Origin of the sequence: Sphingobium sp. WTD-1 (assembly GCF_030128825.1) — a bacterium.
GTDB lineage: Bacteria > Pseudomonadota > Alphaproteobacteria > Sphingomonadales > Sphingomonadaceae > Sphingobium.
In genome coordinates this window covers 1269124-1295648 of sequence record NZ_CP119127.1, presented here as the reverse complement: position 1 = coordinate 1295648, position 26525 = coordinate 1269124, and the positions used below count along the sequence as shown (strand labels likewise).

At 65.6% G+C, this 26525-nt stretch carries 30 protein-coding genes; 17 read left to right on the top strand and 13 right to left on the bottom strand.

Features of this window, described 5'->3' with window-relative positions; all coding sequences use genetic code 11:
* The first annotated feature begins 30 nt into the window (after positions 1-30).
* Positions 31-1608 (top strand): peptide chain release factor 3, encoded by a 1578-nt coding sequence (locus N6H05_RS06425; protein ID WP_284113142.1) that lies wholly within the window; start codon positions 31-33, stop codon positions 1606-1608.
* A gap of 44 nt (positions 1609-1652) precedes the next feature.
* Here the strand turns inward: N6H05_RS06425 and N6H05_RS06420 are convergent, their stop codons facing one another.
* Positions 1653-2900, bottom strand: a complete 1248-nt coding sequence (locus N6H05_RS06420; protein WP_284113141.1) for a spinster family MFS transporter — start codon at positions 2898-2900, stop codon at positions 1653-1655.
* 103 nt (positions 2901-3003) lie between these two features.
* On the bottom strand, positions 3004-5361 hold the full coding sequence (locus tag N6H05_RS06415; protein ID WP_284113140.1) for a TonB-dependent receptor: 2358 nt from the start codon (positions 5359-5361) through the stop codon (positions 3004-3006).
* Between the two features lie 174 nt (positions 5362-5535).
* On the opposite strand from N6H05_RS06415, the gene N6H05_RS06410 reads away from it, so the two are divergent.
* The 4 genes from N6H05_RS06410 (at position 5536) to N6H05_RS06395 (ending at position 9122) form a co-directional block, all read left to right on the top strand.
* Complete coding sequence (locus N6H05_RS06410) at positions 5536-6162, top strand: TetR/AcrR family transcriptional regulator (RefSeq protein ID WP_284113139.1); 627 nt, start codon at positions 5536-5538, stop codon at positions 6160-6162.
* Between the two features lie 102 nt (positions 6163-6264).
* Complete coding sequence (locus N6H05_RS06405; RefSeq protein ID WP_284113138.1) at positions 6265-7056, top strand: acid phosphatase; 792 nt, start codon at positions 6265-6267, stop codon at positions 7054-7056.
* Between the two features lie 46 nt (positions 7057-7102).
* Positions 7103-8212 (top strand): histidinol-phosphate transaminase, encoded by a 1110-nt coding sequence (hisC, locus tag N6H05_RS06400; RefSeq protein WP_284113137.1) that lies wholly within the window; start codon positions 7103-7105, stop codon positions 8210-8212.
* Between the two features lie 4 nt (positions 8213-8216).
* On the top strand, positions 8217-9122 hold the full coding sequence (locus tag N6H05_RS06395; RefSeq protein ID WP_284113136.1) for a prephenate/arogenate dehydrogenase family protein: 906 nt from the start codon (positions 8217-8219) through the stop codon (positions 9120-9122).
* Here N6H05_RS06395 and N6H05_RS06390 read toward each other — a convergent pair.
* From N6H05_RS06390 to ftsE, 4 genes are read right to left on the bottom strand one after another with little or no spacing between them, the layout of a single operon-like run.
* Complete coding sequence (locus N6H05_RS06390; protein ID WP_284113135.1) at positions 9116-9832, bottom strand: lysophospholipid acyltransferase family protein; 717 nt, start codon at positions 9830-9832, stop codon at positions 9116-9118. The genes N6H05_RS06395 and N6H05_RS06390 overlap by 7 nt on opposite strands.
* A 3-nt stretch (positions 9833-9835) precedes the next feature.
* Complete coding sequence (locus N6H05_RS06385; RefSeq protein ID WP_284113134.1) at positions 9836-10366, bottom strand: YdcF family protein; 531 nt, start codon at positions 10364-10366, stop codon at positions 9836-9838.
* Positions 10363-11265: a cell division protein FtsX gene (locus N6H05_RS06380; protein ID WP_284113133.1), complete on the bottom strand. Its 903-nt coding sequence runs from the start codon at positions 11263-11265 to the stop codon at positions 10363-10365. Before N6H05_RS06380 ends, N6H05_RS06385 begins: the two co-directional genes overlap by 4 nt.
* The gene (gene ftsE / locus N6H05_RS06375; RefSeq protein ID WP_284113132.1) at positions 11265-11975 is read right to left on the bottom strand and encodes a cell division ATP-binding protein FtsE; all 711 of its coding nucleotides are present in this window, start codon (positions 11973-11975) and stop codon (positions 11265-11267) included. Before ftsE ends, N6H05_RS06380 begins: the two co-directional genes overlap by 1 nt.
* A 180-nt stretch (positions 11976-12155) precedes the next feature.
* Between ftsE and N6H05_RS06370 the strand changes: the two genes are divergently transcribed.
* Entirely contained in the window at positions 12156-13010 is an 855-nt protein-coding gene (locus N6H05_RS06370; RefSeq protein ID WP_284113131.1) for an MJ0042-type zinc finger domain-containing protein, read from the top strand.
* Between the two features lie 15 nt (positions 13011-13025).
* Here N6H05_RS06370 and N6H05_RS06365 read toward each other — a convergent pair whose 3' ends face one another.
* A complete protein-coding gene (locus N6H05_RS06365) occupies positions 13026-13931 on the bottom strand; it encodes a pirin family protein (protein ID WP_284113130.1) in 906 nt (301 codons plus the stop codon).
* 22 nt (positions 13932-13953) lie between these two features.
* Positions 13954-14241 (bottom strand): BolA family protein, encoded by a 288-nt coding sequence (locus tag N6H05_RS06360; protein WP_284113129.1) that lies wholly within the window; start codon positions 14239-14241, stop codon positions 13954-13956.
* A 45-nt stretch (positions 14242-14286) separates the two neighbouring features.
* Here N6H05_RS06360 and N6H05_RS06355 point away from each other — a divergent pair, with 45 nt between their 5' ends.
* The 7 genes from N6H05_RS06355 (at position 14287) to N6H05_RS06325 (ending at position 20515) form a co-directional block, all read left to right on the top strand.
* Entirely contained in the window at positions 14287-14904 is a 618-nt protein-coding gene (locus tag N6H05_RS06355; protein WP_284113128.1) for a J domain-containing protein, read from the top strand.
* A gap of 177 nt (positions 14905-15081) precedes the next feature.
* Positions 15082-16374, top strand: coding sequence for an Hsp70 family protein (locus N6H05_RS06350; RefSeq protein WP_284113127.1), 1293 nt, complete (start codon positions 15082-15084; stop codon positions 16372-16374).
* Positions 16375-16460: 86 nt separating this feature from the next.
* On the top strand, positions 16461-17468 hold the full coding sequence (gene cobS, locus N6H05_RS06345; RefSeq protein ID WP_004208944.1) for a cobaltochelatase subunit CobS: 1008 nt from the start codon (positions 16461-16463) through the stop codon (positions 17466-17468).
* Between the two features lie 36 nt (positions 17469-17504).
* A complete protein-coding gene (locus N6H05_RS06340) occupies positions 17505-17927 on the top strand; it encodes an OsmC family protein (RefSeq protein ID WP_284113126.1) in 423 nt (140 codons plus the stop codon).
* A complete protein-coding gene (gene cobT / locus N6H05_RS06335; protein WP_284113125.1) occupies positions 17924-19750 on the top strand; it encodes a cobaltochelatase subunit CobT in 1827 nt (608 codons plus the stop codon). The genes N6H05_RS06340 and cobT overlap by 4 nt, the downstream gene beginning before the upstream one ends.
* Complete coding sequence (locus N6H05_RS06330) at positions 19740-20048, top strand: DUF6968 family protein (RefSeq protein WP_284113124.1); 309 nt, start codon at positions 19740-19742, stop codon at positions 20046-20048. Before cobT ends, N6H05_RS06330 begins: the two co-directional genes overlap by 11 nt.
* Positions 20045-20515, top strand: a complete 471-nt coding sequence (locus tag N6H05_RS06325) for a GreA/GreB family elongation factor (RefSeq protein ID WP_284113123.1) — start codon at positions 20045-20047, stop codon at positions 20513-20515. Before N6H05_RS06330 ends, N6H05_RS06325 begins: the two co-directional genes overlap by 4 nt.
* 96 nt (positions 20516-20611) lie before the next feature.
* Here N6H05_RS06325 and N6H05_RS06320 read toward each other — a convergent pair whose 3' ends face one another.
* From N6H05_RS06320 to N6H05_RS06310, 3 genes are all read right to left on the bottom strand, one after another.
* The gene (locus tag N6H05_RS06320; protein ID WP_284113122.1) at positions 20612-21103 is read right to left on the bottom strand and encodes a Dps family protein; all 492 of its coding nucleotides are present in this window, start codon (positions 21101-21103) and stop codon (positions 20612-20614) included.
* Between the two features lie 122 nt (positions 21104-21225).
* Positions 21226-21792: a TMEM165/GDT1 family protein gene (locus N6H05_RS06315; protein ID WP_284113121.1), complete on the bottom strand. Its 567-nt coding sequence runs from the start codon at positions 21790-21792 to the stop codon at positions 21226-21228.
* 11 nt (positions 21793-21803) lie between these two features.
* Positions 21804-22127 (bottom strand): hypothetical protein, encoded by a 324-nt coding sequence (locus tag N6H05_RS06310; protein WP_017501942.1) that lies wholly within the window; start codon positions 22125-22127, stop codon positions 21804-21806.
* A gap of 201 nt (positions 22128-22328) precedes the next feature.
* Here N6H05_RS06310 and rpmG point away from each other — a divergent pair, with 201 nt between their 5' ends.
* Entirely contained in the window at positions 22329-22496 is a 168-nt protein-coding gene (gene rpmG, locus N6H05_RS06305) for a 50S ribosomal protein L33 (RefSeq protein WP_004208953.1), read from the top strand.
* 135 nt (positions 22497-22631) lie between these two features.
* On the opposite strand, the gene N6H05_RS06300 is transcribed toward rpmG, so the two are convergent.
* Together N6H05_RS06300 and N6H05_RS06295 are read right to left on the bottom strand one after the other, a co-directional pair.
* The gene (locus tag N6H05_RS06300; RefSeq protein WP_284113119.1) at positions 22632-24518 is read right to left on the bottom strand and encodes a PhoX family protein; all 1887 of its coding nucleotides are present in this window, start codon (positions 24516-24518) and stop codon (positions 22632-22634) included.
* Positions 24519-24667: 149 nt separating this feature from the next.
* Positions 24668-25030 carry a response regulator gene (locus N6H05_RS06295; RefSeq protein WP_004208955.1) on the bottom strand — a complete coding sequence of 121 codons (363 nt, stop codon included), beginning with the start codon at positions 25028-25030 and terminating at the stop codon, positions 24668-24670.
* A gap of 68 nt (positions 25031-25098) precedes the next feature.
* Between N6H05_RS06295 and N6H05_RS06290 the strand changes: the two genes are divergently transcribed.
* The 3 genes from N6H05_RS06290 to N6H05_RS06280 are packed head-to-tail and all read left to right on the top strand — an operon-like array spanning position 25099 to position 26503.
* On the top strand, positions 25099-25386 hold the full coding sequence (locus tag N6H05_RS06290; protein ID WP_037509952.1) for a DUF3572 domain-containing protein: 288 nt from the start codon (positions 25099-25101) through the stop codon (positions 25384-25386).
* Positions 25383-26039, top strand: a complete 657-nt coding sequence (locus tag N6H05_RS06285; RefSeq protein WP_048938545.1) for a hypothetical protein — start codon at positions 25383-25385, stop codon at positions 26037-26039. The genes N6H05_RS06290 and N6H05_RS06285 overlap by 4 nt, the downstream gene beginning before the upstream one ends.
* Complete coding sequence (locus N6H05_RS06280) at positions 26036-26503, top strand: RidA family protein (protein WP_007715324.1); 468 nt, start codon at positions 26036-26038, stop codon at positions 26501-26503. The genes N6H05_RS06285 and N6H05_RS06280 overlap by 4 nt, the downstream gene beginning before the upstream one ends.
* Positions 26504-26525 lie beyond the last annotated feature (22 nt).

The window sequence follows — 26525 nt, the reverse complement described above, 5'->3', positions numbered from 1 at the left end:
TATTTTACTCGGACCCCAGAAAACAGCATCATGAGCATCCCATCCCGCCGCACCTTCGCGATCATTTCCCACCCGGACGCCGGTAAGACCACGCTGACCGAAAAGCTGCTGCTGGAAGGCGGCGCGATTCACCTGGCCGGCGAGGTCAAGGCGCGCGGCGCGAACCGGCGCGCCCGGTCGGACTGGATGAAGATCGAGCAGCAGCGCGGCATCTCCGTCACATCCTCGGTCATGACGTTCGAGCGGACGCGCGATGGCGAGACCATCACCTTCAACCTGCTCGACACGCCAGGTCACGAGGATTTCAGCGAGGATACCTATCGCACCCTGACCGCGGTGGACTCGGCGGTGATGGTGATCGACGCGGCCAAGGGCATCGAGCCGCAGACGCGGAAGCTGTTCGAGGTCTGCCGCCTGCGCAACGTGCCGATCATCACCTTCGTCAACAAGGTCGACCGCGAGGGCCGCGAGCTGTTCGGCCTGCTCGACGAGGTGGCGGACCAGTTGCAGCTCGACGTCTGCCCGATGAGCTGGCCGGTCGGCATGGGCGGCGAGTTCGAGGGTATCTACGACTTCGCCACCAACCGGCTGATGCAGCCCACCGGCCCGTCCAAGGAATTTGACGGCACCCGCCACCAGTTCAGCGGCCTGGATGATCCCAAGCTCGCCGACTATCTGTCCGAGCGGGGCCTGGAAAAGCTGCGCGAGGAAGCCGAACTGGCCCAGGGTGGCTATGCCGAGTTCGACCTGGAACGCTATCGCCATGGTGACCTGACCCCGGTCTATTTCGGATCGGCACTCAAGCTGTTCGGCGTGACCGAGCTGATCGACGCGCTGTCCGCGCATGCGCCGCCGCCGCGCGCCCAGCCGGCCGAGCCGGCCCCGGTCGAGCCCGAGGGCAGCGAAGTCACCGGCTTCATCTTCAAGGTGCAGGCGAACATGGACCCGATGCACCGCGACCGCATTGCCTTCATGCGGCTGGTGTCGGGCAAGTTCCGCCGCGGCATGAAATTGACGCCGAGCGGGAGCGGCAAGGCGCTGGCCGTCCATTCGCCGATCCTGTTCTTCGCGCAGGACCGTGAACTGGCGGACGAGGCCTTCCCCGGCGACATCATCGGCATCCCCAACCATGGCGCGCTGCGCGTGGGCGACACGCTGAGCGAGAAGCCGGGCCTGCGCTTTACCGGCCTGCCCAATTTCGCGCCGGAAATCCTGCGCCGCGTCCAGCTGAAAGACCCGACCAAGACCAAGCAACTGCGCAAGGCGCTGGATGACCTGTCCGAAGAGGGCGTGATCCAGGTCTTCTATCCGGAAATCGGCAGCAACTGGATCGTCGGCGTGGTCGGCCAGCTGCAGCTGGAAGTGCTGATCAGCCGGCTGGAGGCGGAATATAAGGTCGCCGCCGGGCTGGAGCAGTCGCCGTTCGACACGGCCCGCTGGATCAGCGGCGACGATCAGGCGATCAAGGATCTGGTCGCCTATAATGGCGCCAACATGGCCAAGGATCGCGACGGCAATCTGGTGTTCATGGCGCGCAGTGCCTGGGACATCGGCTATCAGCAGGAACGCCATCCCAAGGTGAAGTTCAGCGCCACCAAGGAGCGCTGAGCCGACAGCGAAAGTGACAGGGCGACGCCCTGTCACTTCAAGCGTCAGGCCGTCACCCAATCCTTGCGCAGCGCCTTGCCGGCGAGCGCCATGAACAGGCCGGCGAGCAGGTAGAAGCCAAGCGCCGCGACGATGGCGTAGCGCAGCGCTTCATTGCCGTAGGTCGGGGTCAGCGCGTCGGACAGGGCGCCGACGCTCCAGCTGCCAAGGCCAAGGCCGACCAGATTGTTGATCAGCAGGAAGGTCGCCGAGGCGCTGGCCCGCATATGCGGCGGCACCAGATGCTGCACGGCGGTCAGCACCGGGCCGAGCCAGACATAGACCAAGGCCTGCGGGATCAGGAACAAGGCGAAGGCGAAGGATACGCTGGACGACAGCACGCCGACCACGAACAAAGGCATGCCGATCACATAGCTGATCGCGGGCACCCAGGCGAACCAGGCCTTGTCGCGATTGCCCATCGCGTCGCCCAGGAAACCGCCGAGCAGCACGCCCGCGACCCCGCCCAGCAGCAGCAGCCCGCCGAGGAACTGGCCAGCCCCCAGCAGGTCGAGGCCGAAGCTGCGCATCAAGAGGCTGGGCAGCCAGAAGGCGACGCCATAGCCGCACATCGAACTGCACGCCGCGCCCAATGCCAGGAACCAGAAGCTGCGCTTGGCCGCGAGGATGCCGAACACGGCGCTGACCGGCACGGGCGTGCCCGACTGCACCGGCCGGGCGGGTTCGCGTACCACCAGGCGGAAGAGCGGCGCGATGAGGATGCCCATGATGCCGACCGCGATGAAGGCGGTGCGCCATTCGACGGTCTGGGCGATATAGCCGCCCAGCAGCACGCCGCCGGCCGAGCCGAGCGGAATGCCGAGCGAATAGATGGAAAGCGCACGGGCGCGCTGATGCTGCGGAAAATAGTCGGAGATGACGGCATAGGAAGGCGCCACACCGCCCGCCTCCCCCACGCCGACGCCGATGCGGAACAGGAACATCTGCATGAAGTTGCCGGCCATGCCGCACAGCGCGGTAAAGCCGCTCCAGATGGCAAGGCTGACGGTGATGACCCAGGTGCGGCTGGTCCGGTCGGCCAGCAGCGCCAGCGGGATCGCCAGCGTCGAATAAAGCAGCGCGAAGGCGATACCGCCGAGCGCGCCGAGCTGGGTATCGGTCAGCCCCAGCTCCGCCTTGATCGGCCCGGCAAGGATGCCCAGGATCTGCCGGTCGAGGAAGTTGAAGGTATAGACCAGCAGCAGCATCGCCAGCACGACGCCGCGATAGGCGGGGGAGGTTTGGGGCTTCATCTGCGCTTCCTAGACCGATTTCATACGTCATTGCGAGCAAAGCGAAGCAATCCACGCAGCGCCCATGGATTGCTTCGCTCCGCTCGCAATGACGGCCTTTGGATCAGAACTTGACCGAACCGGTCACGAACACCTGGCGCGGGTTGCCGTAGAAGGCAGTCAGCGTGCCTTCCTTGCCGAGCGAGGGGGTGGGATAGCCGGCCGCATTGTTGATGATCGCACCGGTCACCGGATTGGCCGCGACGAAGGTATAGCCCGAGGTCTTATATTCCTTGTCGAGCAGGTTCTTGCCATGGACGCCGATGCTCCAGCGATCGCTGGGCGCGGTATAGACCAGGCTCGCATCCCACAGCGCATAGCCCTTCTGATCGATATAGGGGTTGGGGATTTCGAACTGATAGGTCTTCGAGCGCCAGGAGACGGTGCTGCCGAAATAGAGGCTGCCATCCCCCACCGGGACATTATAGCTGAGCGTGCCGCTGGCGGTCCATTTCGGCGTGTTCTGGACCCGGCGATAGTCGGCGACATCGGTCGGCACGCTGGCGATATTGGCGATATATTCGCGATAATCGGCATCGATGAAGCCGATCGCGGTCTGCAGGTTCAGACGGTCGCCGCCGCTGAAGATATCGCGGCCAAGGCGGGCATTGCTTTCGAACTCCAGCCCCTTGAAGCGCGCCTTGCCGGCGTTCGACACGACACCGCAGAAGGAGGGCGTCGCAACGCCGCCGACATTGACGGTGCAGGCGACCGAGCCGGGGATCTGCACATCCTTATAGTCGGCATAGAAGCCGGCGACCGCGACATAGAGGGCGCCGTCCATCAGATTGCCCTTGTAGCCGACTTCATAGCTGTCGACCTGTTCGGGCGCGAAGCTGAGGAAGGAGGCGATTTCGCTGTCCTGACGAATGCCGTCGCCATTGAGGTCGGGCGCGTTGGTGCCGACCCCGCGCGGGTCGAAGCCGCCGCCCTTGAAGCCCTTGGAATAGCTGGCGTAGATATTGTGATCGGCGGTCGGCTTGTAGCTGACCGAGAAGCGCGGCGTGAACTTCTTGAACTCGCGCTCGCCACGGAAGTTGGTGCTGGGCGCACCGAAGGGAATGCCCGCCCCGTCGAACACGGGCGAGCCGCCACCCAGATAGCTTTGCCGCAGGATATTGGCCCGGCGCGTATCCCAGGTATAGCGGCCACCAGCCGACAGGCTGAGCTGATCGGTCAGGTCGAAGCTCATGTCGCCGAACACGGCATAGGTTTCGGTATCGACATTGGCCTGGGTGAAGGCGGTCAGCCCGGCCACGGTGGTGAAGATGCGGGTATCGAACTGGGTGTCGGCGCTGGCATCGAGATAATAGAAGCCGACCATGCCGTGCAGCCGGCCCTTATCGTAGAGCAGCTGGAATTCCTGGCTGAGCTGTTCGTTCTTGTAATAGGCCGGCACATCGACATCGACAGCGGGCAGCGCGTCGAAGTCGATCGGCGAGGCGCTGTCATCCTTGCGCCAGGCGCTGATCGAGCGCAGCGTCACCGCATCATTGAGTTCGGCCGTCAGGTTCATCGACAGGCCGTAGGACTTCACATATTGCTTGGGATCGACCAGCCCGCCACGGGTGTCGAACACATCGTCCAGCACCGGCGCGCCCGATGCCTGCCCCGGAATCAGGCGATGGCCGCCACGCGGATTGCTCTTGTCCTTGGTATAGTCGCCGGTGATGCGCATCAGCACCGGGGCGCCATAGCCGCCCATTTCGAAGGTGGCGCGGCCGGCCCAGACATCCTTGTTATAATTATCCTGCCCGGTGGTGAGATTCTTGCCGAAGCCGCCACGGGACAGGCGGGCAAAGGCGCCACCGACGCGCATCAGGTCGCCGATCGGCGCCGACACGCTGATGATGCCATCGGCCTGATCATAGCTGCCATAAGTGCCCTTGAGCTTGAGCGAGAAGTCCTGCGGCAGCATCCTGGTCACATATTTGACCGCGCCGCCGATCGTGTTGCGGCCATAGAGCGTGCCCTGCGGGCCGCGCAGCACCTCGATCCGTTCGACGTCGTAGATGTCGAGCAGTGCGCCCTGCGGCCGGTTGAGATAGACATCGTCGAGATAGATGCCGACGCCCTGTTCGAAGCCGGAAACCGGATCCTGCTGACCAACGCCGCGGATGAAGGCGGTCAGCGTCGAATTGGTGCCGCGCGACGCCTCCAGCGTGGTGTTGGGGGTGACATTGGCAAGATCGCTGATGTCGATCGCCCCGCCCCGTTCCAGATCAGCGCCAGAGAAGGCGCTGACCGCGATCGGCACGGACACCAGCGTTTCCTCACGCCGGCGGGCAGTGACGATGATGCCGGCCTCTTCGGTGTCGGCGGCGGGCGCCGATGCGTCCTGCGCGAAGGCGGGGAATGCCATCGCGCCGGTCCAGGCGGCGGATGCGAGGGCAAGGGCACGAATGCTGTAATGGGCCTTCATCGGCGTTTCCTCTCCTGAAGCTGCCCCCGGTCATCCGGGTAGCCAATCTGCTTGCCCCTTGAATAATGAAAGTTGAACCAGCTTTCAACTTCAAATATGAGGGACGGCGAACAAGGCCGCCAGACGTCCACAACGCGTTGAAAAGACGCATATTGGCAGGCAGAGGGAGAGAGCATGACCGATCCGGCTTCCCCACGGGATGAGAGACGCGACGACAAGGCGCCGCGTACCGCGCGGGGCGAACGCACACTGCGCGCGCTGCTGTCGGCGGCGGCCGAGGAGTTTGGCGAAAAGGGATTTCACGACGGGTCGATCAGCGGCATCACCCGCCGGGCCGGTTGTGCGCTGGGCAGTTTCTACACCTATTTCGACAGCAAGGACGATATCTTCCGCGCGCTGGTCAACGACATGTCGGGTCAGGTGCGCGACTATGTCTCGCCGCGCATCGCCGATGCCCGTAACGGGATCGAGGCGGAGCGGATCGGTCTGCTGAGCTTTCTGGAATTCGCCCGCGCCCACAAGGAAATCTACCGCATCATCGACGAGGCCGAATTCGTCGACCAGGCCGCCTATCGCGCCCATTATGAGAATACCGCCACCCGCATGGCCGCGCGCCTGAAGAAGGCCGCGCAGCAGGGCGACGTGCGCGCGGATGTGGAGGAAGTCCATGCCTGGGCGATCATGGGGATGAATGTGTTCCTGGGCCTGCGTTATGGCGTGTGGGACGACAGCCGCTCGGCGCAGGAGATTGCCGACATCGCCAACGCGTTGATCGAGAAGGGGATCGGCAAGCGCGCTTGAGGGACAAGCCGCCGCCACCTATCGGGAGAAGCACCGATGGTCGCGCCCTGCCCCTGCTGATAGGGCCGGGCGTCAGGCCCCAAAGCAAAAGGCGGACAGGCGATGCGCACACTCCATAAACAGACATTCCTTCTGGCATCGATCCTGCTGGTCAGCGGCTGTGCGACCACCGCCACGCCGCCGTCGGCCAGCGCCCCGGTGCCGCCGACCACGATCGAGGCGGTCGGGCAACTGACCAAGGCCATCCCCTTTCCGCGCGGCTATCTCGACCCCGCCGCCCTGCCCAACAGCCTGACCCTGCTGCCGCCCCCGCCCGCCCCCGGCACCGCCGCCAAGGCGGCCGACGAGGAAGCCTATCGCGCCGCGCTTGCCGCGCCGGCCGATCGCCAGGCGCTGGCCGCGTCGGACGCGGACCTGGGCTGGCCGCACATGGTCCAGTCGTTCGAGCCGATCGCCGGCCTGTCGCTGTCGGACGGCAGCCACCCCCACCTCACCATGTTGCTGCGCCGCGCGGCGGCCGATGCCGCTTTCTCCACCTCGCGCGCCAAGGGCCATTATCAGCGGGTGCGCCCGTTCGTAGAGCATGACGGCAATACCTGCCGCCCGCAGGACGAGCCGATGCTGCGCAAGGATGGCTCCTATCCGTCGGGCCATACCGCAATCGGCTGGATGCTGGCGCTGGTCCTGACCGACGTCATGCCCGACAAGCAGGATGCGCTGCTCAAGCGCGGTTATGAATTTGGCGAAAGCCGGGTCATCTGCCGCGCCCATTGGCTGAGCGACACGCTGGCCGGCCGGGTCGTGGCATCGGCTACCTATGCGCGGTTGCAGTCCGATCCGGTGTTCCGTGCCCAGCGCGAACTGGCGCGGCAAGAATTGGCTGCGCCGCGCTGATCCAGCCGCTTTGCCTTTGGCGCGGAAGCCGCTAAAGCCGCGCTCCATGAGCGACGCTGCAGCAAAACCCGCCCCCAAGGACTGGATTCTCGGCATTCATGCCTATGTGCCGGGCAAGTCCGCCGCCGATGATGGCCGGCCGCTGATCAAGCTGTCCGCCAACGAGAACCCGCTCGGCACCGGTGCGGCCGCCCGCGCGGCGCTGGTGGCGGCGACGGCGGACCTGGCCACCTATCCCGATCCGGGTGCGGCCAAGCTGCGCGAGGCGATCGGTGCGGTCCATGGGCTTGACCCCGCACGCATCATCTATGGCACCGGGTCGGACGAACTGCTGCACATCGCCGCCAGCGCCTATGCCGGGCCAGGCGACGAGGTGCTTTATGTCCGCTACGGCTTTTCGGTCTATGACATCGCCGCCCGCCGCGTCGGCGCGACGCCGATCGAGGCGCCCGACGCCGATTACGCCACCGACGTCGACGCGCTGCTGGCCTGTGTGACGGAGAAGACCAAGGTCGTCTTCCTCGCCAATCCCAACAATCCGACCGGCACCATGACCAGCCGGGAAGAGATTGCGCGGCTGCATGCCGGGCTGCGCCCCGATATCCTGTTCGTGCTGGACCAGGCCTATGCCGAATATCTGGACGCGGACGAGGATGATGCGGGGCTGGAACTGGCGAAGACCGCATCCAACGTGTTCGTGACCCGCACCTTCTCGAAAATCTATGGCCTGGCCGCCGAGCGGATCGGCTGGGGCTATGCCAGTCAGGACGTGATCGACATCCTTGACCGCATCCGCGCGCCGTTCAACGTGACCACTGCCGGCCAGGCCGCCGCAGTCGCCGCGATTCACGACCATGAATGGGTCGAGGCGAGCCGCGCCCATAATGCGCAATGGCGCGAATGGCTCGCCGGCGAGATCGCGTCCCTCTCCAACCACGGCCTGCGCGCCGTGCCCAGCCGCACCAATTTCCTGCTGATCCTGTTCGACGGCAAGCTGACCGCCGAGGCGGCGATGAAGGGGCTGTGGGACGAGGGCTATGCCACCCGCTGGCTGCCCGGCCAGGGCCTGCCCAACGGCCTGCGCATCACCATCGGCACCGAGGAACAGACCCGCGCCGTCGCGAACAAGCTGCGCGCCATGGCGGAAGCGGCCTGACGCGATGCTGCCCTTTTCCCGTGTCACCATCATCGGCCTTGGCCTGATCGGCTCCTCGCTGGCGCGGGCGATCCGCGAATATATGCCGACCGTCCGCGTCACCGGCCATGATGCCGATCCCGCCGTGCGCGAAACCGCGCGGTGCATCGACCTGTGCGACGACATCACCGATACGGCCGGCGCCTCCGTCACCGACGCCGAACTGGTGGTGCTGTGCGTGCCGGTTCGCGCCATGGGCGCGGCAGCGGCGGAGATTGCCGACGAGCTGCCGGCCGATGCGATCATCAGCGATGTGGGATCGTGCAAGGCGGACGTGCTGGCGCAGCTCAATGCCGCCCTGCCCGGCCGCATCATCATCCCGGCGCATCCGGTGGCCGGCACCGAAAATAGCGGACCGGAAGCGGGTTTTGCCACCCTGTTCAAGGGGCGCTGGTCGATCGTCACCCCGCCCGCCGATGCCGATCCCACCGCCGTCGAGCGGGTGTCGGAACTGTGGCGCCGGGTTGGCGCCGATGTCGAGACGATGGACCCGGCGCATCATGACCTGGTGCTGGCGGTGACCAGCCATTTGCCGCATCTGATCGCCTATACGATCGTCGGCACGGCCAGCGACCTGGAGAATGTCACTCAGAGCGAGGTGATCAAATATTCGGCCGGCGGCTTCCGCGACTTCACCCGCATTGCCGCGTCGGACCCGACCATGTGGCGCGACGTGTTCCTGGCGAACAAGGACGCGGTGCTGGAAATGCTGCAGCGTTTTTCGGAGGATCTGTCAGCCTTGCAGCGGGCGATCCGCTGGAATGACGGTGACGCCCTGTTCAACCTGTTCACCCGCACCCGCGCGATCCGCCGGTCGATCATCGAACAGGGCCAGGACGACGCCAAGCCCGATTTCGGCCGGTCTCACTGACCGATAAGGGCTGAAGCCGGGTTAAGCGCGTTGATCGCGGCGTGGACGCGGACCTCGGCTTCCTTGCGGTCGAGGCCGGTGGGGACGATTTCGCCCACCTTGTAGGTGATGGTGCCGGAGCGCTTCAGGAACTTGCCGCGCGGCGAGACGACGCCGCTGTCGATCGCGATCGGCACCACCGGCAGCCCGAGCAGGCTGTAGAGGCCGGCAAAGCCCGACTTGAGCGGCGGCGCCTCGCCATGCGGCACGCGCGTGCCTTCAGGGAAGAGGCAGACCGCCCGCCCTTGCGCCACGGCGTCCTTGGCCGAAGCGCGCAGGCTGCGCAGCGCGCTGGCGCCGGCGGTCCTTTCGATCGGGATCAGGCCATAGCGGTGCGCGATGCCGCCCCAGAAGGGAATGTCGAGCAGTTCGCGCTTCGCGCCGATTACCGGCCGGTCGAACAGGCAGAGGAGATCGATCGTCTCGAACATCGATTCATGCTTGATGATGTAGAGATAGGGACCGATCGGCAGGTCGCCATCGACCACGATCCGCTGCCCCAATATCCAGCGCACGCAAAGGCGATGAAAGCGGCTCCAGCCGGTCGCCGCCGACTGGACATGCGCGGGCTTGAACATCCCGCCGATGACGGCCGCCAGCACGAAGAAGGCCGTGCCGACATAGAAGGCCAGCATGAAGACGAGCGAGCGAAAGGCAGTGAACAGGGGCATGGATCAGATACCAAAGAGCGCGGCCACGCGGCGCGCGAGATATTTATTATATTCCCGCACCAATATGGTGAGGCTGGGACGGCTGGGCACGGCGTCATAGACCAGGTTGACGCGGCCCGGAAGCGCCTGGCGCAGTTCCAGCGCGGAGCGACGCATATGCCAGTCGGTGGTGATGAGGCGGACGCTTTTATAATCGCGCCGTTCCAGCCAGCGCGCCGTTTCGATCGCGTTGGAGCGGGTGTCGATCGCCTCGCGCCCCAGGGTGATGCAGCAGGTGAAGAGCGACAGGCGCGTCTTATATTCAGCCGCCAGTTCGACCGGGCGAACCGAGCGGTCGACGCCCGAAATCAGCATGCGCTTGGCCGCGCCTTCCTCCAGCAGGGCCAGCCCGCGGTCGATGCGACCGGCGCCGCCGGTCAGCACGACGATCGCGTCGGTCTGTCGCCCGTCGAGCGGCTGGGGCAGGAACATCGCGAACCAGGCAAAGCCCAGCATCCAGCCGAGCAGCGCAACGGCGATCAGGCGGACGATCATAGCGAGCGCCCGAGCGCGCGCAGCACGGTCCAGCGGCCGGTCAGCGTCGACAGGAGAATGCCGGCAATCGGCAGCGCCGCGAGCAGCGCCCAGCTGCTCCAAGGCAAGGCGACCGCGCCCATCAGCTGCGATCCGGTGGCCGACAGGCGTGCGCCGATCAGCAGGATCACCAGCACGGCGAAGGAAAAGCCCAATGCGCCGCCCATGGTCGCATCGAGCGCGATCCGACGCTGAAACAGGCGGGCGATCTGCACATCGGTCGCGCCCATCAGGTGCAGCACCTCGATCGTGATGCGATGGCTGTCATGCGCGCCGCGCGCCGCCAGCACGACGACGGCGCCGGTGGCGAGCCCCATCAGCAGCACCAGCCCGCCCGACAGCCAGCCTAGCGCGGTGAGCAGGCCGGCCAGCGGCGCGAGGAAGGCGGCATGGGGTTCGACCCGCAGGCTGGGCGACAGGGTGGCAAGCGACCGGCGCAACCGGTCGACCTTGGCCGTCGGATCGCCCGGCGTCAGGCTGACATCGATCAGCGCCGGGATCGGCAGGTCGCCGCTGGTCACATCGGCGCCGAGCCAGGGACGCAGCTGCTGCGCCAGCGTCGCAGCCGGGACCGGCGCGACCTGGCGCACATCGCGATTGCCGCGCAGCGCCTGTTGCACGCGGGCCGAGAGACGGTCGCGCTGCTGCGCATCGGCCTCCACCACCTGAACCGTGGCGCGACCGGCCAGATCGGCGCTCATCGCGCGAACGGCGGTGCCAAGGCCGAGGCCCGCAGCGGCGGCCAGCACGGTCAGGAACATCATGATCGCGATGATCCAGGGCATCGGCCCCGCCACCCGACCAGCGGGCAGCAGGCGATGGCGCGCGGCGGCGGCGCTGCGACGATTGCCCCCGGCCATCAGGCGCCGCCCTGCGGCCGGGGCGGATAGCGCAGCGCGCCGGTAGGATCGGCCAGCCGGCCCTTGTCCAGCCGCATCATCTGCGCGCTCGCCACCTGCGCCATCAGCGGCAGATCGTGAGTGGCGACGACGATCGTGGTGCCGAGGCGATTAAGCGCTTCGAACAGGGTCATCAGGCGGCGGGCCATGTCTGCGTCGACGTTACCGGTCGGTTCGTCGGCGACCAATATTTCCGGCCGGCCGATCACCGCGCGGGCGATGGCGACGCGCTGCTGCTCTCCGCCCGACAGGGTCGCTGGTCGCGCCTGGCCGCGATCGCCCAGCCCCACCCAGTTAAGCATTTCGCTGACCGGTGCGTCGATTTCCCCTTCATTCATGCCGGCGACCCGCAGCGGCAGGGCGATATTGTCATAAGCGGACAGATGCGGGACGAGGCGGAAATCCTGGAACACGACGCCGATGCGACGGCGGAAACCGGGCAGGCGCTTGCGGGGAAGCGTCACCACATCCTCGCCGAACATGCGGATCACGCCGCGACTGGGCCGCTGGGCCAGATAGAGCAATTTCAGCAGCGAGGTCTTGCCCGCACCCGAACTTCCGGTGAGGAAATAAAAGTCGCCGCTGTTGAGCGAGAAGCTGACGTCGGACAGGGTTTCGCTATCCAGACCATAGCGCAGACCGACATTTTCGAACTGGACGATGGCCGACATATATAATGTGTGGCGCTGATGCGCTCCCTGCTTCCCCGAAGCCCTGCCATGGCACAGGCGGCGGGGATGCGTAAAGGGCGGGCCGACAAACTATCCCGCACAATGCCGCGAGTCGCTGCGATCGGTCGCGCCGCATTTCAGACTCTTGCCCTAGAGTCCCTGCCATGCCTATGAAGCAGAATGATCCTGGTGTGCCCCAATTGCGCGACGCGCTACATCGTGCCCGACACCGCCGTCGGTCCGGACGGACGCCAGGTGCGGTGCGCCGCCTGCAAGCATAGCTGGTTCCAGGAAGGCCCCGCCCCCGCGCCGCGCGAAGAGGCGCCGGAACCGGTGATGCCCGCGCCGGTCGCGCCGCCACCCGCTCCGCCTCCGCCACCGCGCCCCCCCGTGGAAGCGGCGCCCGCCGAAGCGCCGATGCGATTCACGCCGGCGCCCGAGCCGGAACCGGTCGCACCCGTGCAGCCGGAGGCCGCGGCCCCGCCGCCGGTCGAACCTGCGGCCGAGCCGACACCCGCGATCGCCCCCGATTACCGGTTCGACGACATCTATGCCGGCGTGTCGCAGCCCGCCGAAGAGGTGCCACCGCCGCCGTCGCTGCCGGCCAAGCGTCGGCGCAATGGCGCCAAGCTGCTGACCTGGGCCGCCGTCCTCTTCTTCCTGCTGGTCGCGGCCGCCGGCGCTGCGCTCCATTATTTCGGGCCGCCGGCCTGGGCGGTGAATATGGGGCTGGTCGCCGAAGAGGGCGATCCGGACCTGCTCTTCTATCTGTCCAAGCCAGCCGAGCGGCGCAAGCTGCCGACCGGCGAGGAATATTTCGCCTTTGGCGCGCGGATCGTGAACAGCGGCAAGCAGGCGCTGCCGGTGCCGCCGGTGCTGGTGCAACTGCGCGATCGGCAGAACCGGCTGGTGTTCAGCTGGACCACCAAGGCGGACAAGGCCCGGCTGAAGCCCGGCGAGGAAGCGTCGATCAACGAAAGCCGGATCGACATTCCGAAGAATGCCGAGAATCTGTCGCTGACCTTCGTAGAATAAATCTTCGTTCGGCCGTTAGGGGTAGCTGACGGTCTTGGGCCGGCCCTGCGGGATCGGGATAAATTCCTGATCGTCGCCCGGAATGAGCGGGAAGCGCATCGCATCCCAATCCTCGCGCGCCTGCATCAGCCGGTCCGGGCGAGAGGACACGAAATTCCACCAGACATGGCGCGGGGTCGCGAATGCCTCGCCACCGCACAGGACGAGATTGGCGCCATGATCGCTGTGCAGCGTCGCGGGCACGCCGGGGCGCAGCACATAGAGGGTCTGGGGCGCCAGTTCGATGCCGTCGAGCGTGGCCGATCCCTGCCAGAGATAGAGCGCCCGCTCCTCCGCAATCGCATCGACCGGGATGGACCCGCCGGGACGCAGCTGGATATCGGCATAGATGGTGTCGGCATAGGTTGAGACCTGCGCCGTCTCACCCCAGAGCGTGCCCATGATGACCCGCGCCCAGGAAGCATGATCCTCCAGCACCGGCAGGCCGCCGCCCTCGACATGCTCGAAGGCGGGATCGCATTCCTCGTCGCGCTCCGGCAAGGCGAGCCAGGTCTGGATCGCCAGCAATTTCTTGTCATGGCCGCGATCGGCGGGCGGGGTGCGTTCCGAATGGACGATGCCCTTGCCCGCGGTCATCAGATTGACCGCGCCGGGACCGATCAACTGCTGCGTGCCGAGCGAATCGCGGTGGAGGAACGTCCCTTCCAGCATATAGGTGACGGTGGCGAGGTTGATGTGCGGATGGGGGCGGACGTCCACCCCCTGCCCCGTCGGCAACAGCGCCGGCCCTGCCTGGTCGAAGAAGATGAAGGGGCCGACCATGGTCCGCTCCTTTGCCGGGAGCGCGCGATGCACCTTGAAATCGCCCAGATCATGGGTCGTTGGCGTGATCGTCTGCAGCAGCAAATTGTCGCTCGACATGGGACGGCTCCTGTCGTTGGGGTCAGGCTTCTCCGGGTGCGCGGGCCTTGATCGCGAGGGCATGGACCTTGTCGCGCAGCAGGTCGGCGAGCGCGGCATTGACCAGGCGCTGGCGAGCGACGCGGTTCTGGCCGACGAACCGTTCGGCGACGATCTCCACGGTGAAATGGCTTTCGCCCGACCCGTCATGGCCGGCATGGCCGCGATGCTTTTCGCTGTCATCTATGACGGCGAGATGGGCAGGAGTCAGGGCGGCGCGCAGCCGCGCCTCGATTTCGGTGGCGACAGGGCCTTTGAGGTCGGTGGTCATGCGCCCTATATAGGCTGCTTTGCCAGCCATTCCATCAGGACAATCTTGAGCAGCGATCCCTTCTCGACCCGTCGTTTCAACCGTTTCCATGGCCGCGTGGAAAGCGACCGCCCCTGCGCCGTGCCCGGTTGCCCGGAACCGGGCGAATTTCGCGCGCCATTGCAGGAAGGCCACCGGTCGCATCAGGAGGGGCCGCAATGGCGCTGGCTGTGCCTGGACCATGTCCGCGCCTTCAACCAGGGCTATAATTTCTTCACCGGCATGAGCCCGGAGGAGATTGCCGCGGCCCAGCGCCCCTATGCCGGTTGGGAGCGGGAGACCCGCGCCTTTTCCAGCAATGCTGCCAGCCCGCCGCCCAAATGGTCGGACTTCCAGGACCCGCTCGACGCGATCGGCGCCAAGTTCAAGGAAAGGGTGGCCAAGGCACGGGCCGATGCGCAGGTGCGGCAGGACGGCCAGTTCCTGTCATCCGAGGATCGCAAGGCGCTGTCGGTGATGGGCCTGCCGATCGACGCCGACCGCAAGGCGCTGCGCGCCCGCTATACCGAATTGCTGCGCCGCTATCATCCCGACCATAATGGCGGCGACCGCACCAAGGAGGGGCAGTTGCAGGACGTGATCGAGGCCTATGGCCATCTGCGCAAGGCGCCGGTGTTCGCTTAACTTCGCATATTTCCCGCTTATTTTGACATCAAGTTACAAGAGTTGGAAATCTTGCTGCGCGCGCCTGCCCAGCCTTATCCGGTCTAGCATCAGCCCCCGATGTAGGACAGGATGGCCTTGCCGGGTGGGAATGACGCTGCCATAGCGCCCGGCCCTCGATTTTCCCGGAGAGACCCCATGCAGGATCAGCCCCGCGCGCTGGGCCTTGATTTCGGCACGACCAACAGCGTCGCCGCCATCGCCGATGCCGGCCAGTCGGAACTGGTCGAATTTGCCGGTGCGCAGGCGACCGGCGCGGTGTTCCGGTCTGCCCTGTGCTTCTGGCACGACAGCCATGTGAAGGGCGGCATGGCGCATGAAGCCGGCCCCTGGGCGATCAGCGAATATCTGGAATTTCCCGAAGACAGCCGGTTCCTGCAATCCTTCAAGTCGGTGGCGGCCAGTCCGATCTTCGAGAGCGCCAGCATCTTCGAGAAACGCTATCGCTTCGAGGAACTGGGACAGATGTTCCTGGGAAAGATGATCGGCCATGCCGATGGGACATTGGACAAGCGCCCCGAGCGGATCGTCGTCGGCCGGCCGGTCGAATATGCCGGCGCCCGGCCCGACGAGGCGCTGGCCCGGCAGCGCTATGATGCGATGTTCGCCGGCTTCGGCAGCGAGATCCATTATGTCTATGAGCCGCTGGGCGCGGCATTCAGCTATGCCAGCCGGCTCGACAGCGCGGCGACCATCCTGGTCGCGGATTTCGGCGGCGGCACCAGCGACTTTTCACTGGTGCGGGTCGAGGCGCCGGGCGCGGCGCGGCGCTGCGTGCCGCTGGGATCGTCGGGCATCGGCCTGGCCGGCGACCGGTTCGATTATCGCATCATGGACCAGCTGGTGCTGCCGATGCTGGGCAAGGGCGGCGCCTACACCTCCTTCGGCAAGGAGCTGGAGATACCGCGCAGCTATTTCGCCGATTTCGCCGACTGGTCGCGCCTGGCGCTGATGCGCAACCGGCGGACGATGGACGAGCTGGCCAAATTGCAGAAGGCGGCGCGCGATCCCGCCGCGATCGGCCGGATGATCACGGTGATCGAGAAGGAACTGGGCTATCCGCTCTATGATGCGGTCGGCGCACTGAAGCGGGCCCTGTCCGACGCGGACAATGCCACCTTCCGCTTCGAGGGTGGCGGCATCAGAATCGAGACCGAGGTTGCACGCGCCGATTTCGAGCGCTGGATCGCGGCCGACATCGCCGCGATCGAGGCGACCGTCGACAAGGCGCTGGCCAAGGCCAATGTCGCCCCGGAAAGCATCGACCGGGTGTTCCTGACCGGCGGATCGTCGCTGATCCCGGCGATCCGCGATATCTTCTTCCGCCGTTTCGGCCGCGACCGGATCGCGACCGGCGGCGAGCTGACATCGATCGCCCATGGACTGGCACTGGTCGGACAGGAGGCCAATCTGACCGAATGGGCCGCTTGATCGCTGAATGATGAGCCCCCACTGTCTCGACACACCCTTGCCCTATCGTTTAGGGCGAGAGTGACTCGCAGGAAGATGATGACGACATGACCGACATTTCCAACATCCAGCCCGATGCCCGTTCCGAGACGCTGATGGAGGCGCCCGACCGGGAGGTCGATGTGCGCGAGATGTTCGGCATCGACATCGACATGAAGGTTCCGGCCTTTTCCCAGGCCGACGAGCGCGTGCCCGACCTCGACCCCGCCTATGTGTTCGACCCGGACACCACGCTGGCGATCCTGGCCGGCTTCGCCTTCAACCGCCGCGTGATGGTGCAAGGCTATCATGGCACCGGCAAGTCGAGCCATATCGAACAGATCGCCGCGCGCCTGAAATGGCCGTGCATCCGCATCAACCTGGACGCGCATATCAGCCGTATCGACCTGGTCGGGCGCGACGCGATCGTGCTGAAGGACGGCCAGCAGGTCACCGAATTCAAGGAAGGCCTGCTGCCCTGGTCGCTGCAGCGCCCGGTCGCCCTGGTGTTCGACGAATATGATGCCGGCCGCCCGGACGTGATGTTCGTGATCCAGCGCGTGCTGGAAACCGATGGCAAGATGACCTTGCTCGACCAGAATCGCGTGATCCGGCCGAACCCGCATTTCCGCCTGTTCGCGACCGCCAACACGGTCGGCCTGGGCGACACGACCGGCCTCTATCATGGCACGCAGCAGATCAACCAGGGTCAGATGGACCGCTGGAACCTGGTGGTGGCATTGAACTACCTGCCCGCCGCGACCGAGGCGCAGGTGGTACTGGCCAAGTCCGGCGAGTACGACCATGAGGGCGGCCGCAAGGAGGTCGAGAGCATGATCAAGGTGGCGGAACTGACCCGCCAGGGCTTCATCAACGGCGATATCTCGACCGTGATGTCGCCCCGAACCGTGATCAGCTGGGCGCAGAATGCGCTGATCTTCAAGGATGTCGGCTTCGCCTTCCGCCTGTCCTTCCTCAACAAGTGCGATGAGGCGGAACGGCCGCTGGTGGCGGAATATTATCAGCGCGTCTTTGGCAAGGATCTGCCCGAGAGCGTGGCGAGCCGCGCGAACTGAACCTTCGCACGGCCCCTTGAACGAAAGGGCAGACCCATGATCGTCGTCGAACGGATCGACCCCAATGGCGGCAGTGCGCACCGGATCAGCATCCGGGGGCATGAGATCGTCGCCGACATGTCGGCGCCGGACGGCCATGACGCCGGGCCGGACCCCCATGACATGTATGATTCGGCGCTGGGTGCGTGCAAGGCGATGACCATGCTCTGGTATGCGCAGCGCAACGGCATTCCGGTCGAGAATATCCATGTCGGCGTGGTGCGCGATGCCAGCCAGGAGCGGGCCGGCATCTACAGGCTGACCACTCGTATCGCCGTGACCGGGCCGATGAGCGACGAGCAGCATGACAGGCTGATCGCTGTCGCGGCCAAATGCCCGGTCCACAAGCTGATGACCGAGGTCGAGACCCAGATCGAGACCGTCGCCGTGCCGCGCGTGCGCGATCCGGAGGGCCGGTGACCGAACGTTCCCCCCTCGATGCCTTCAAGGATGTGCTGGCCGGTACCGCGCGGGCGATGACGCGCGACGCGGAGGTGGAGGTGAGCTTCACCGCCGACACGCCGCACATGGTGGGCAAGGCGATCAAGGTGCCGACGCCCAGCCGCGCTTTGCCCGCCGATCAGGTGGCGCTGGCGCGTGGCTTTGCCGACGCCAATGCGCTGAAGCTGCGCCACCATAATGCCAAGCTGCATAATGCGATGGCGCCGGGGGAAGCGGTGGCGCGCGCAGTGTTCGACGCGGTCGAGCAGGCGCGGGTCGAGGCGATCGGTTCGCGGGCGCTGGATGGCGTGCGCGCGAACCTGAACGAGGCGCTGGCGATGCGCCTGAAGTCCGACCCGATCCGCCGGGCACGGGCGGCGGACGAAGTGCCGCTGTCGACCGCGCTGGCGCTCAAGGTGCGCGAACGGCTGACCGGCCAGGCCGTGCCCGAGGAATTGCAGCCGGCGATGAAGCTGGTCGACCAGTGGATCGAGGACAAGGCGGGCAGCGACCTGGATGCGCTGGGCCTCGCCATCGACGATCAGCGCGCCTTCCAGAAGCTGACCCAGGCGATGCTGGAGCATCTGCAACTGGTCGATGCCGACGTGCCGCCCGAAACCGACGACCCCGAGCCCGAGGATGAGGGCGAGGATAAGGAGGAAGAGCAGGAAGAAGGCGATTCCGGCCAGGAGGAATCGGGCGACAGCGACATGAACGCCGAGGCCCGGTCCGAGGATCAGGGCGGTGAGACCGAAGAGGGCGACACCGACTATAGCGAGGAGTTCGACGCCGACGCGGAAGACGGCGCCGACGATATGGGCGAGGAAGGCATGATGCCGGTGCGGCCCAATCGGCCGACATCCGACCTGCCCCCCGGCTTCGACTATAAATCCTATACCCAGAAGCATGACGAGGTCGTCACCGCCGACGACCTGTGCGACGAGGATGAGCTGAACCGGCTGCGCGGTTTCCTGGACCAGCAGCTTGTGTCCTTGCAGGGGGCCGTCACCAAGCTTGCCAACCGGTTGCAGCGCCGGTTGATGGCACAGCAGCTGCGGTCGTGGGATTTCGACCAGGAGGAAGGGATTCTCGACGCGGCGCGGCTGGCGCGGATCGTGATCGACCCGACCCGGTCGCTGACCTACAAGATCGAGCGCGACACGGAGTTTCGCGATACCGTCGTCACCCTGTTGATCGACAATAGCGGCTCGATGCGCGGCCGACCGATCAGCATCGCCGCGATCAGCGCCGACATCATGGCCCGCACGCTGGAACGCTGCGGCGTGAAGACCGAAATCCTCGGCTTCACCACGCGCGCCTGGAAGGGCGGACAGAGCCGCGAGGACTGGCTGGCGGCGGGGCGTCCGCCGATGCCGGGGCGGCTCAACGACCTGCGCCACATCATCTACAAGAAGGCCGACGAACCCTGGCGCCGGGCGCGCAGGAATCTGGGCCTGATGATGCGCGAAGGGCTGCTGAAGGAAAATATCGACGGCGAGGCGCTGCTGTGGGCGCATGCGCGGTTGATCGCCCGGCCCGAGGAGCGGCGCATATTGATGGTGATTTCCGATGGGGCGCCGGTCGACGACAGCACCCTGTCGGTCAATAGCGGCACCTATCTGGAACGGCATCTGCGCCAGGTGATCGACTGGATCGAGAACCGGTCGCCGGTGCAACTGGTGGCGATCGGCATCGGCCATGACGTCACCCGCTATTATCGCCGCGCCGTGACCATCATGGACGCCGAACAATTGGGCGGCACGATGGTGGAGCAGTTGGCAGGCCTGTTCGATGAAGACTGACGGCGAATCGCCGGTCTTTGTCGAACGAGAATTTTCATGTGCCGGCCAGCTGATGCTGGTGCGTTTCTATCAGCCCGTGCAGATGCCGACGGCTGAATATAAGTGCGAGTATGAGATATTATGGCCGGATCGCACCCGACGCAGGCATAGTTTTGGCGTGGACAGCATCCAGGCGCTGACCCTCGCCATGGGCATTGTGCATGTGGAACTGACAGCCAGCGATTATTATAAGGACGGTCAGTTGACCTATTTCGACAGCGTCGACCTCGGCCTTCCCCCATTGGGAGAGGCAAGATGAGTGTCGCCTTTCGTCGCGAGAGCGACGATGAGCATATGGAGCCCAAGTTCGAGCTGCCGATCCCGCTGGGGCCGAACTGGGTCACGGCGCGCGGATTGCGGCTGACGCAGGAACAGGTGGCGACGCTGGAAGCGATCGACACCGCTGCGATGGACGAGGAAGCCGCCAAGAAGCACAAGCGGGTGCTGCGCTATTGGCGCACGCGGCTGGCGACGGCGGAACTGCGCCCGGCCCCTGATGGCGAAGCGGTCGCGTTCGGCACGCGGGTGACCTATCGGCTGAACCGGCAGGAGAAGACCGTGGCGATCGTCGGCGATGACGAGGCCGATCCGCATGAGGGGCGGATCAGCTTTTCCGCACCGCTGGCCCGCGCGATGATGGACGCCGAAATCGGCGAGACGGTCGACTTTGCCGGCAAGGACGGCGCGATCGAGATCGTGGCGATCGGGGTGGTGGACGAGGCGTAGCGCTGACCGCTTCTCGACAGGCTCGAAGCGAACGGCTTTTAGGCAATCGCATATAGAAGGGCCTCCCGGTGACTTGCCGGGAGGCCCTTTTCAGAGTCAGGCGCCGCGGGCGGCTTCGAACAGGAACCAGGCGCGCTGTTCGGCCTGGTCGGTCCAGTCGTCGACAATGCCTTCGGTCGCATTGTCGCCTGCCTCGGTGGCGGCGGCCTTCACCGCGCGGAAGGTTTCGACCAGCGCCAGATTGTCGTCGCGCAGTTCCTTGAGCATGTCGGCCGGGCTGACGAAATCGGCGTCATTGTCCTTGACGCTCTGGTGACGGGCGACGTCGCCGATCGAACGCAGCGTGGTATTGCCAGTCTTGCGCACGCGCTCGGCGATCAGGTCGGTCACGCCCAGAATCTCGGTCGCCTGCTCGTCAAACATCAGATGATAGTCGCGGAAATGCGGGCCGGAGACGTGCCAGTGAAAATTCTTGGTCTTGAGATAGAGGGCAAAGCTGTCGGCCAGGGCGCCGTTCAGGGCCTCTGCGACCGACCTGGTGGCATTGCTCTTGAGGTCGGTGGGCGTCTTGAGATCGGGGGCGGTCATGCACTGTCCTCCTGTTGGGGCGGAATTGATTTCGGACATATAATGATTGTCCGTCAATAAGGTGCCCCCGCAAGTCGGAAATCTTTGGGCAATTTATCGGTCAGGCTGATGAAGGGAATCGATCAGAGCCGGCCGATCGCGCTCATCGCCATGCCTGCGCCCGCCAATATGGCGATGCCGCCGCCGACCAGGCGAATCGCGCGCACCGGCAGCACGGAAAGGAACCGGTCGCGCATCAGGATGACCGGCACGCTGGCGGCGATCACGCCGATCGCGCCGCCGATCGCGGCCAGCGCCGGGTCGGTCGTGCGGGTGGCGATGCCCAGGATCAGGAATTGCGGGCCGTCGCCAAAGCCCAGGATGAAGACGCCCAGCGCAGTGGTGAGGAACGGCCCGATGCGCCAGTCGTCGAGCGTGTCGGGCATCTTCACCGGCCAGAGCAGGCCGACGCCCAGGAACAGGACCGACAGCGCCATGAACAGCAGCCGTGCATCACGGCCGAGCATCGGCCCGATCCAGGCGCCCGCTGCCGCGGAAAGGGCGGCATTGGCGATGGCGGCAACGGCGACGCCGGCGATGATCGCCCCGTCACGCTGGTAACGATGGGCGAGCGCCAGCACGAGCAACTGCCCCTTGTCCCCGATTTCCCCGAACAGGCAGCCCAGCAGGGCGATCAACAAGGCGTCCATTCCAAATCCCGTCAGGCGTGCAGGCGATGCACCGTAGCGGGCGCGGCGGCCGGCGGCAAAATATTGTCGAGCGGCGGCAGTTCGTCGGCGATCGCGTCCCGCATCCGGTCGAGATAGGAGAGGATGACCGAATCGAGCCCGTCTAGCGAGAGGACCGACTGGAGCGTGGCGGCCAGGTCGCCGACGCTGTCGACGCGGAAGGCGCGCGCGATATGGCGTATCTGGTCGACCTCGTCATGCAGGCGCGGCACCGACACATGGCCGCGCTGGGCGGCGAGTCCGTCGACCCGCCGCAGCAGGTCCGCGAGAATCGCCAGTTTCGGATCATGTCGCATGGAGCCATCTCCCTTCATCCGCGCCCCGCCTGGCAGCATGCGTGCATAGGGTTAAAGGGCCGTAAAGCCTGTTGCACAGCCTCCATTGGGCGCGCGAGCCTTGACATCGGGGCGAATCTGTCCCAAGGGGCACCGCTGAAACGGGGCGGTCCGACAGGGCCGCTTTTCTTTTTACGCTATTTCAAGACCAGGGACCAAGCCATGGCCAAGCCGGCAACTGTCAAGATCCGCCTCGTCAGCACGGCTGACACTGGCTTCTTCTACGTCACCAAGAAGAACCCGCGCACCACGACCGAAAAGCTGAGCTTCAGCAAGTATGACCCGGTCGTGCGCAAGCATGTCGAGTTCAAGGAAGCCAAGATCAAGTAAGCCGCTGCGGGCTTCGCGCCCGCGCGCCTGATCTTTCGGCACCGAAAAAGGCCCGTCCCTGTTGGGAGCGGGCCTTTTCCTGTTAGCATTCGCGCCGGCTAGGCCCCCGATCCGAAGATCGGGAGCCCAATGTCGTCAGTTGCCGACCGGCTGGCCGTCGGTGCGACGTACCACGATCGTCGAGGAGCGCGGCTGCTGCCCCGCCACCGGCCAGTTGCCGGTCGGATGCTGGATGTTGATGAAGAAGTTCTTGAGGTCCGGCGTATAGGCGATGCCGGTGATCTCACAGCCCGCCGGGCCAACCAGGAAGCGCTTCGATTGCTTGCTGGTCTGGTCGATATAATACATCGAGTTGTTACCGAAGGCGCCGGTCATGTTGGTGGCGGCGCCGTTCAGCGTGCCGGCATTGCCGGTCAGATTATGGTCGGTCTGGACCCACAGGCGACCCTGGGGGTCGATGCGGATGCCGTCAGGGCTGGAGAAATAGTCGCCGTTGATATTGCCCTTGAGATTATCTTCCGCGAGCGCGGGATTGCCCGCCAGCAGGAAGATTTCCCAGGTGAAGGCGGTCGCCAGCGGCGAGTCGCCATTTTCACGGAACTTGAGGATATGGCCGTGCAGGTTGGTCACGCGCGGATCGGGCGCATCGGTGACGCGGCGGCCGCTATTGTTGGTCAGCGTGACGAAGATCGCCTGCTTGTTGGGCGCGACCGTGATCCATTCCGGACGGTCCATGATCGTGCCACCGGCGACGCGGGCGGCCGACTGGGTGTTGACCAGCACATCGGCCTGGTTGGTGAAATTGACCGTCGTCGGCGTCGGCGGCGTGGTCGACTGGCTGACATTGCCCGGATCCTGGGCACCCGCGACCAGACCGTTCTGACCCTGGACCAGCGGACGCCATTCGCCCGTGCCGTCGGCATTGAAGCGCGCGACATAGAGGGTGCCATAATCGAGCAGGTCGGTGTTGGCGGCGCGGTTGCTGCTGCTGAAAGCGCGGTCCGGCACGAACTTGTAGACGCAGCCCGGCGTCGAATCATCCCCCATGTAGAAGGCGACGCGATTGCTGGCGTCGGTCATGTGGGCGACATTTTCATGGCTGAAACGGCCGAGTGCGGTGCGCTTGGTCGCCGGGGCCAGTTCCTGGAACGGGTCAATCTCGACCACCCAGCCATAGCTGGTGTTGGGCTGGGTCGGGTCGAGATAGTTGTTCGTCGTTTCCTCGCAGGTGAGGTAGGTGCCCCAGGGAGTGCGGCCCGACGAGCAGTTGTTGAGCATGCCGCGGATCGTGCCGGGCAGGACGCCCGCAGCAGGACCGCCGACGCGATAGTCGGTGTTGCCGCTGTAGCGCTTGTTATATTTCGAGCCGGCCTTGACCGCGAACTTGCCGTCCGTGCCCTTGGTCACTTCGACCACGGCGATGCCGACGGCCGACAGCGCGATCGCCTTCTGATCGGCGGTGGCGGTCGACGCGTTATAGCTGCCGCTGGAGAAGAGGATGTTATAGTCGGGCAGTTCGAAGTTGATCGCGAGCAGGCCGCCGCTGTTGGCGTCGGTGCCGGTCAGTTCGAAATATTCCATGCCGTCATGATTGCCGCCGGCCCAGGCCGCGGTCTGGCTGACGCTGGTCGGGAAAGTGCCGTTGGCGAAGGCGGTGCCGGCTTCCACCAGATCGCCCGCCTTGAGCAGCACATCGACGGTATAGCCCGACGGCACGGTCACGGTGTCGTTGGTGTTGATCGCGACCGAGGTGAAGTTGATGCCATAGCTGGGCGTCGGAGTCGGCGTGGGGGTAGGTGTCGGCGTCGGCGTGGGCGCCGGCGTGCTGTCGTCGTCATCATCGTCGCAGGCCGCGAGCGCGCCCAGCATCGGCAGCACGGACAGGCCCAGCAGGCCGTTCTTCAGGACGGAGCGGCGGCCCGGATTGGCCGCGACGATGGCTTCCAGACTGTCTTCGCCCGAAACAATCTTGGGCTGCGCATCGCGGAAGGCCGCGCGCGCCTCGTCGGTCAGATGAGACATGATAAAATACCCCTGTGCATCCGAGCGTCGGCATGACCGCCGCGCCCTTGGCGCGCATGACGTGACAGAGGAGGATGACGCGCAAACTGCGCTATGATGTCAGAGCAGCGACCGAATGATGACGCATCAGTGACGCTATTGCCGGCCGGTTACAGCAGCGCGTTCACCTGTTCGACGAACCGCAGCACCGAGATCGGCTTGGACACATAGGCGTCGGCGCCGGCCGCGCGGATGCGGTCCTCATCGCCCTTCCCGGCATAGGCGGTGACCGCCATGATCGGCACCGCCGACAGGCTGTCATCGCCCTTGAGCGACACGATCAGGTCATAGCCGCTGACATGGGGCAGATGGATGTCGGTGATGACCAGGTCCGGCGCGAATTCGCGCGCCTGGGCCAGCACGTCGCGGCCGTCGCGCAGCGGCAGCACGTCATGCCCGTGCGCGCGCAGCAGGTCGCAAAAAAGTTTCAGATTGAGTTCGTTGTCCTCGACAACGAGCACGCGCTTTGCCACGAGTCACCCGCGTTCCAGAGAAGCCCCTTGGTGCGCGCCTATAGCCGCCCATTCCGCGAGAGCCAATCATGCGACCCGAGACCCAGAATGGCAAGCCGGATAGCGCCGCCGATGCCGAAATTTTGGCATTGATGGCAATGGGATGGACGCTGAGCGATGGTCGCCGGGCCGATCGGCTGCTGGCGCTGACCGGCCTGGATGCCGATGCGTTGCGCGCCGGCGTCGGCAATCGCGCGATTTTGGGCGCGGTGCTGGCCTTCCTGGCCGACCATGAACCCGATCTGGTTGCCTGTGCCGAGGCGATCGACAGCAGCCCGGCGGCCCTGATCGCCGCGAAGGAGAATCTGAGCCGATGAGCCGTCCGCTGATCATCACCGACTGCGACGAGGTATTGCTGCACATGGTCGTGCCGTTCCGCCACTGGCTGGACGAGACGCATGACGTGCATTTCGACATGCGCGAACAGGGTTTTGCCGAGGCGCTGCGCCACAAGGACAGCGGCATCCCGCTGGAACGCGAACTGGTGTGGGAATTGCTGATCGCCTTTTTCGATACCGAAATGGCGCGCCAGACCCCGATCAGCGGCGCGGTCGAGGCGCTGCACCGGCTGGCACAGATCGCCGATATCGAAGTGCTGACCAATATCGGCGAGCGCCACCACCAGCTGCGCATCGAGCAGCTGGCGAGCCATGGCCTGCACTTGCCGGTCCACTGGAACCATGGCGGCAAGGGGCGCAAGCTGGCCAATATCTTGGCCGAGCGCCAGCCGAGCTGCGCCCTGTTCATCGACGATCTGGGCGAGCATCATGCGTCGGTCGCGCGTCATGCGCCCGGCGTATGGCGGCTGCACATGGTCGGCGAGCCCGAGATCGCCGGCGACATCCCGGTCGCGGACAAGGCCCATGCCCGGATCGACGATTGGGCCAGCGCCGAAAAATGGATCATCGCCCGCCTGGCCGAAGGGCCGGCACCCGCTATTTCAACGCCCTTGAATGGAGCCATTGCATGAGCATCGACGCCCGCCTTGCCGAACTCGGCATCACCCTGCCCGCCGCCGCCGCGCCGGTCGCCGCCTATGTGCCGGCGGTCGAGGTCAACGGCCTGCTGCATATTTCCGGCCAGATCGCACTGAAGGACGGGCAGCTGATGACCGGCCGGCTGGGCGAAGACCGCGACCTCGACTATGGCGTCGAGGCGGCGCGCGCCTGTGGCCTGAACCTCATCGCCCAGATGAAGGCGGCGCTGGGCGGCGATCTCGACCGGGTCGAGCGGATCGTCAAGCTGGGCGCCTTCATCGCCAGCGCGCCGGGCTTCACCGACCAGCCCAAGGTCGCTAATGGCGCGTCGGAACTGATGGTCGCGGTGTTCGGCGAAGCCGGCAAGCATGCCCGCAGCGCCGTCGGCGTGCCGGTGCTGCCGCTGGGCGCGGCCGTCGAGATCGACGCGATCGTGCAGGTTCGCCCCGCTGCATAAGCGGCCCGACTGGCTGACTGCC

Coding starts and splice junctions, on each gene's coding strand:
- N6H05_RS06425 (WP_284113142.1), top strand. CDS start 31: ATGAGCATCCCATCCCGCCGCACCTTCGCGATCATTTCCCACCCGGAC.
- N6H05_RS06420 (WP_284113141.1), bottom strand. CDS start 2,900: ATGAAGCCCCAAACCTCCCCCGCCTATCGCGGCGTCGTGCTGGCGATG.
- N6H05_RS06415 (WP_284113140.1), bottom strand. CDS start 5,361: ATGAAGGCCCATTACAGCATTCGTGCCCTTGCCCTCGCATCCGCCGCC.
- N6H05_RS06410 (WP_284113139.1), top strand. CDS start 5,536: ATGACCGATCCGGCTTCCCCACGGGATGAGAGACGCGACGACAAGGCG.
- N6H05_RS06405 (WP_284113138.1), top strand. CDS start 6,265: ATGCGCACACTCCATAAACAGACATTCCTTCTGGCATCGATCCTGCTG.
- hisC (WP_284113137.1), top strand. CDS start 7,103: ATGAGCGACGCTGCAGCAAAACCCGCCCCCAAGGACTGGATTCTCGGC.
- N6H05_RS06395 (WP_284113136.1), top strand. CDS start 8,217: ATGCTGCCCTTTTCCCGTGTCACCATCATCGGCCTTGGCCTGATCGGC.
- N6H05_RS06390 (WP_284113135.1), bottom strand. CDS start 9,832: ATGCCCCTGTTCACTGCCTTTCGCTCGCTCGTCTTCATGCTGGCCTTC.
- N6H05_RS06385 (WP_284113134.1), bottom strand. CDS start 10,366: ATGATCGTCCGCCTGATCGCCGTTGCGCTGCTCGGCTGGATGCTGGGC.
- N6H05_RS06380 (WP_284113133.1), bottom strand. CDS start 11,265: ATGGCCGGGGGCAATCGTCGCAGCGCCGCCGCCGCGCGCCATCGCCTG.
- ftsE (WP_284113132.1), bottom strand. CDS start 11,975: ATGTCGGCCATCGTCCAGTTCGAAAATGTCGGTCTGCGCTATGGTCTG.
- N6H05_RS06370 (WP_284113131.1), top strand. CDS start 12,156: ATGATCCTGGTGTGCCCCAATTGCGCGACGCGCTACATCGTGCCCGAC.
- N6H05_RS06365 (WP_284113130.1), bottom strand. CDS start 13,931: ATGTCGAGCGACAATTTGCTGCTGCAGACGATCACGCCAACGACCCAT.
- N6H05_RS06360 (WP_284113129.1), bottom strand. CDS start 14,241: ATGACCACCGACCTCAAAGGCCCTGTCGCCACCGAAATCGAGGCGCGG.
- N6H05_RS06350 (WP_284113127.1), top strand. CDS start 15,082: ATGCAGGATCAGCCCCGCGCGCTGGGCCTTGATTTCGGCACGACCAAC.
- cobS (WP_004208944.1), top strand. CDS start 16,461: ATGACCGACATTTCCAACATCCAGCCCGATGCCCGTTCCGAGACGCTG.
- N6H05_RS06340 (WP_284113126.1), top strand. CDS start 17,505: ATGATCGTCGTCGAACGGATCGACCCCAATGGCGGCAGTGCGCACCGG.
- N6H05_RS06330 (WP_284113124.1), top strand. CDS start 19,740: ATGAAGACTGACGGCGAATCGCCGGTCTTTGTCGAACGAGAATTTTCA.
- N6H05_RS06325 (WP_284113123.1), top strand. CDS start 20,045: ATGAGTGTCGCCTTTCGTCGCGAGAGCGACGATGAGCATATGGAGCCC.
- N6H05_RS06320 (WP_284113122.1), bottom strand. CDS start 21,103: ATGACCGCCCCCGATCTCAAGACGCCCACCGACCTCAAGAGCAATGCC.
- N6H05_RS06315 (WP_284113121.1), bottom strand. CDS start 21,792: ATGGACGCCTTGTTGATCGCCCTGCTGGGCTGCCTGTTCGGGGAAATC.
- N6H05_RS06310 (WP_017501942.1), bottom strand. CDS start 22,127: ATGCGACATGATCCGAAACTGGCGATTCTCGCGGACCTGCTGCGGCGG.
- rpmG (WP_004208953.1), top strand. CDS start 22,329: ATGGCCAAGCCGGCAACTGTCAAGATCCGCCTCGTCAGCACGGCTGAC.
- N6H05_RS06300 (WP_284113119.1), bottom strand. CDS start 24,518: ATGTCTCATCTGACCGACGAGGCGCGCGCGGCCTTCCGCGATGCGCAG.
- N6H05_RS06290 (WP_037509952.1), top strand. CDS start 25,099: ATGCGACCCGAGACCCAGAATGGCAAGCCGGATAGCGCCGCCGATGCC.
- N6H05_RS06285 (WP_048938545.1), top strand. CDS start 25,383: ATGAGCCGTCCGCTGATCATCACCGACTGCGACGAGGTATTGCTGCAC.
- N6H05_RS06280 (WP_007715324.1), top strand. CDS start 26,036: ATGAGCATCGACGCCCGCCTTGCCGAACTCGGCATCACCCTGCCCGCC.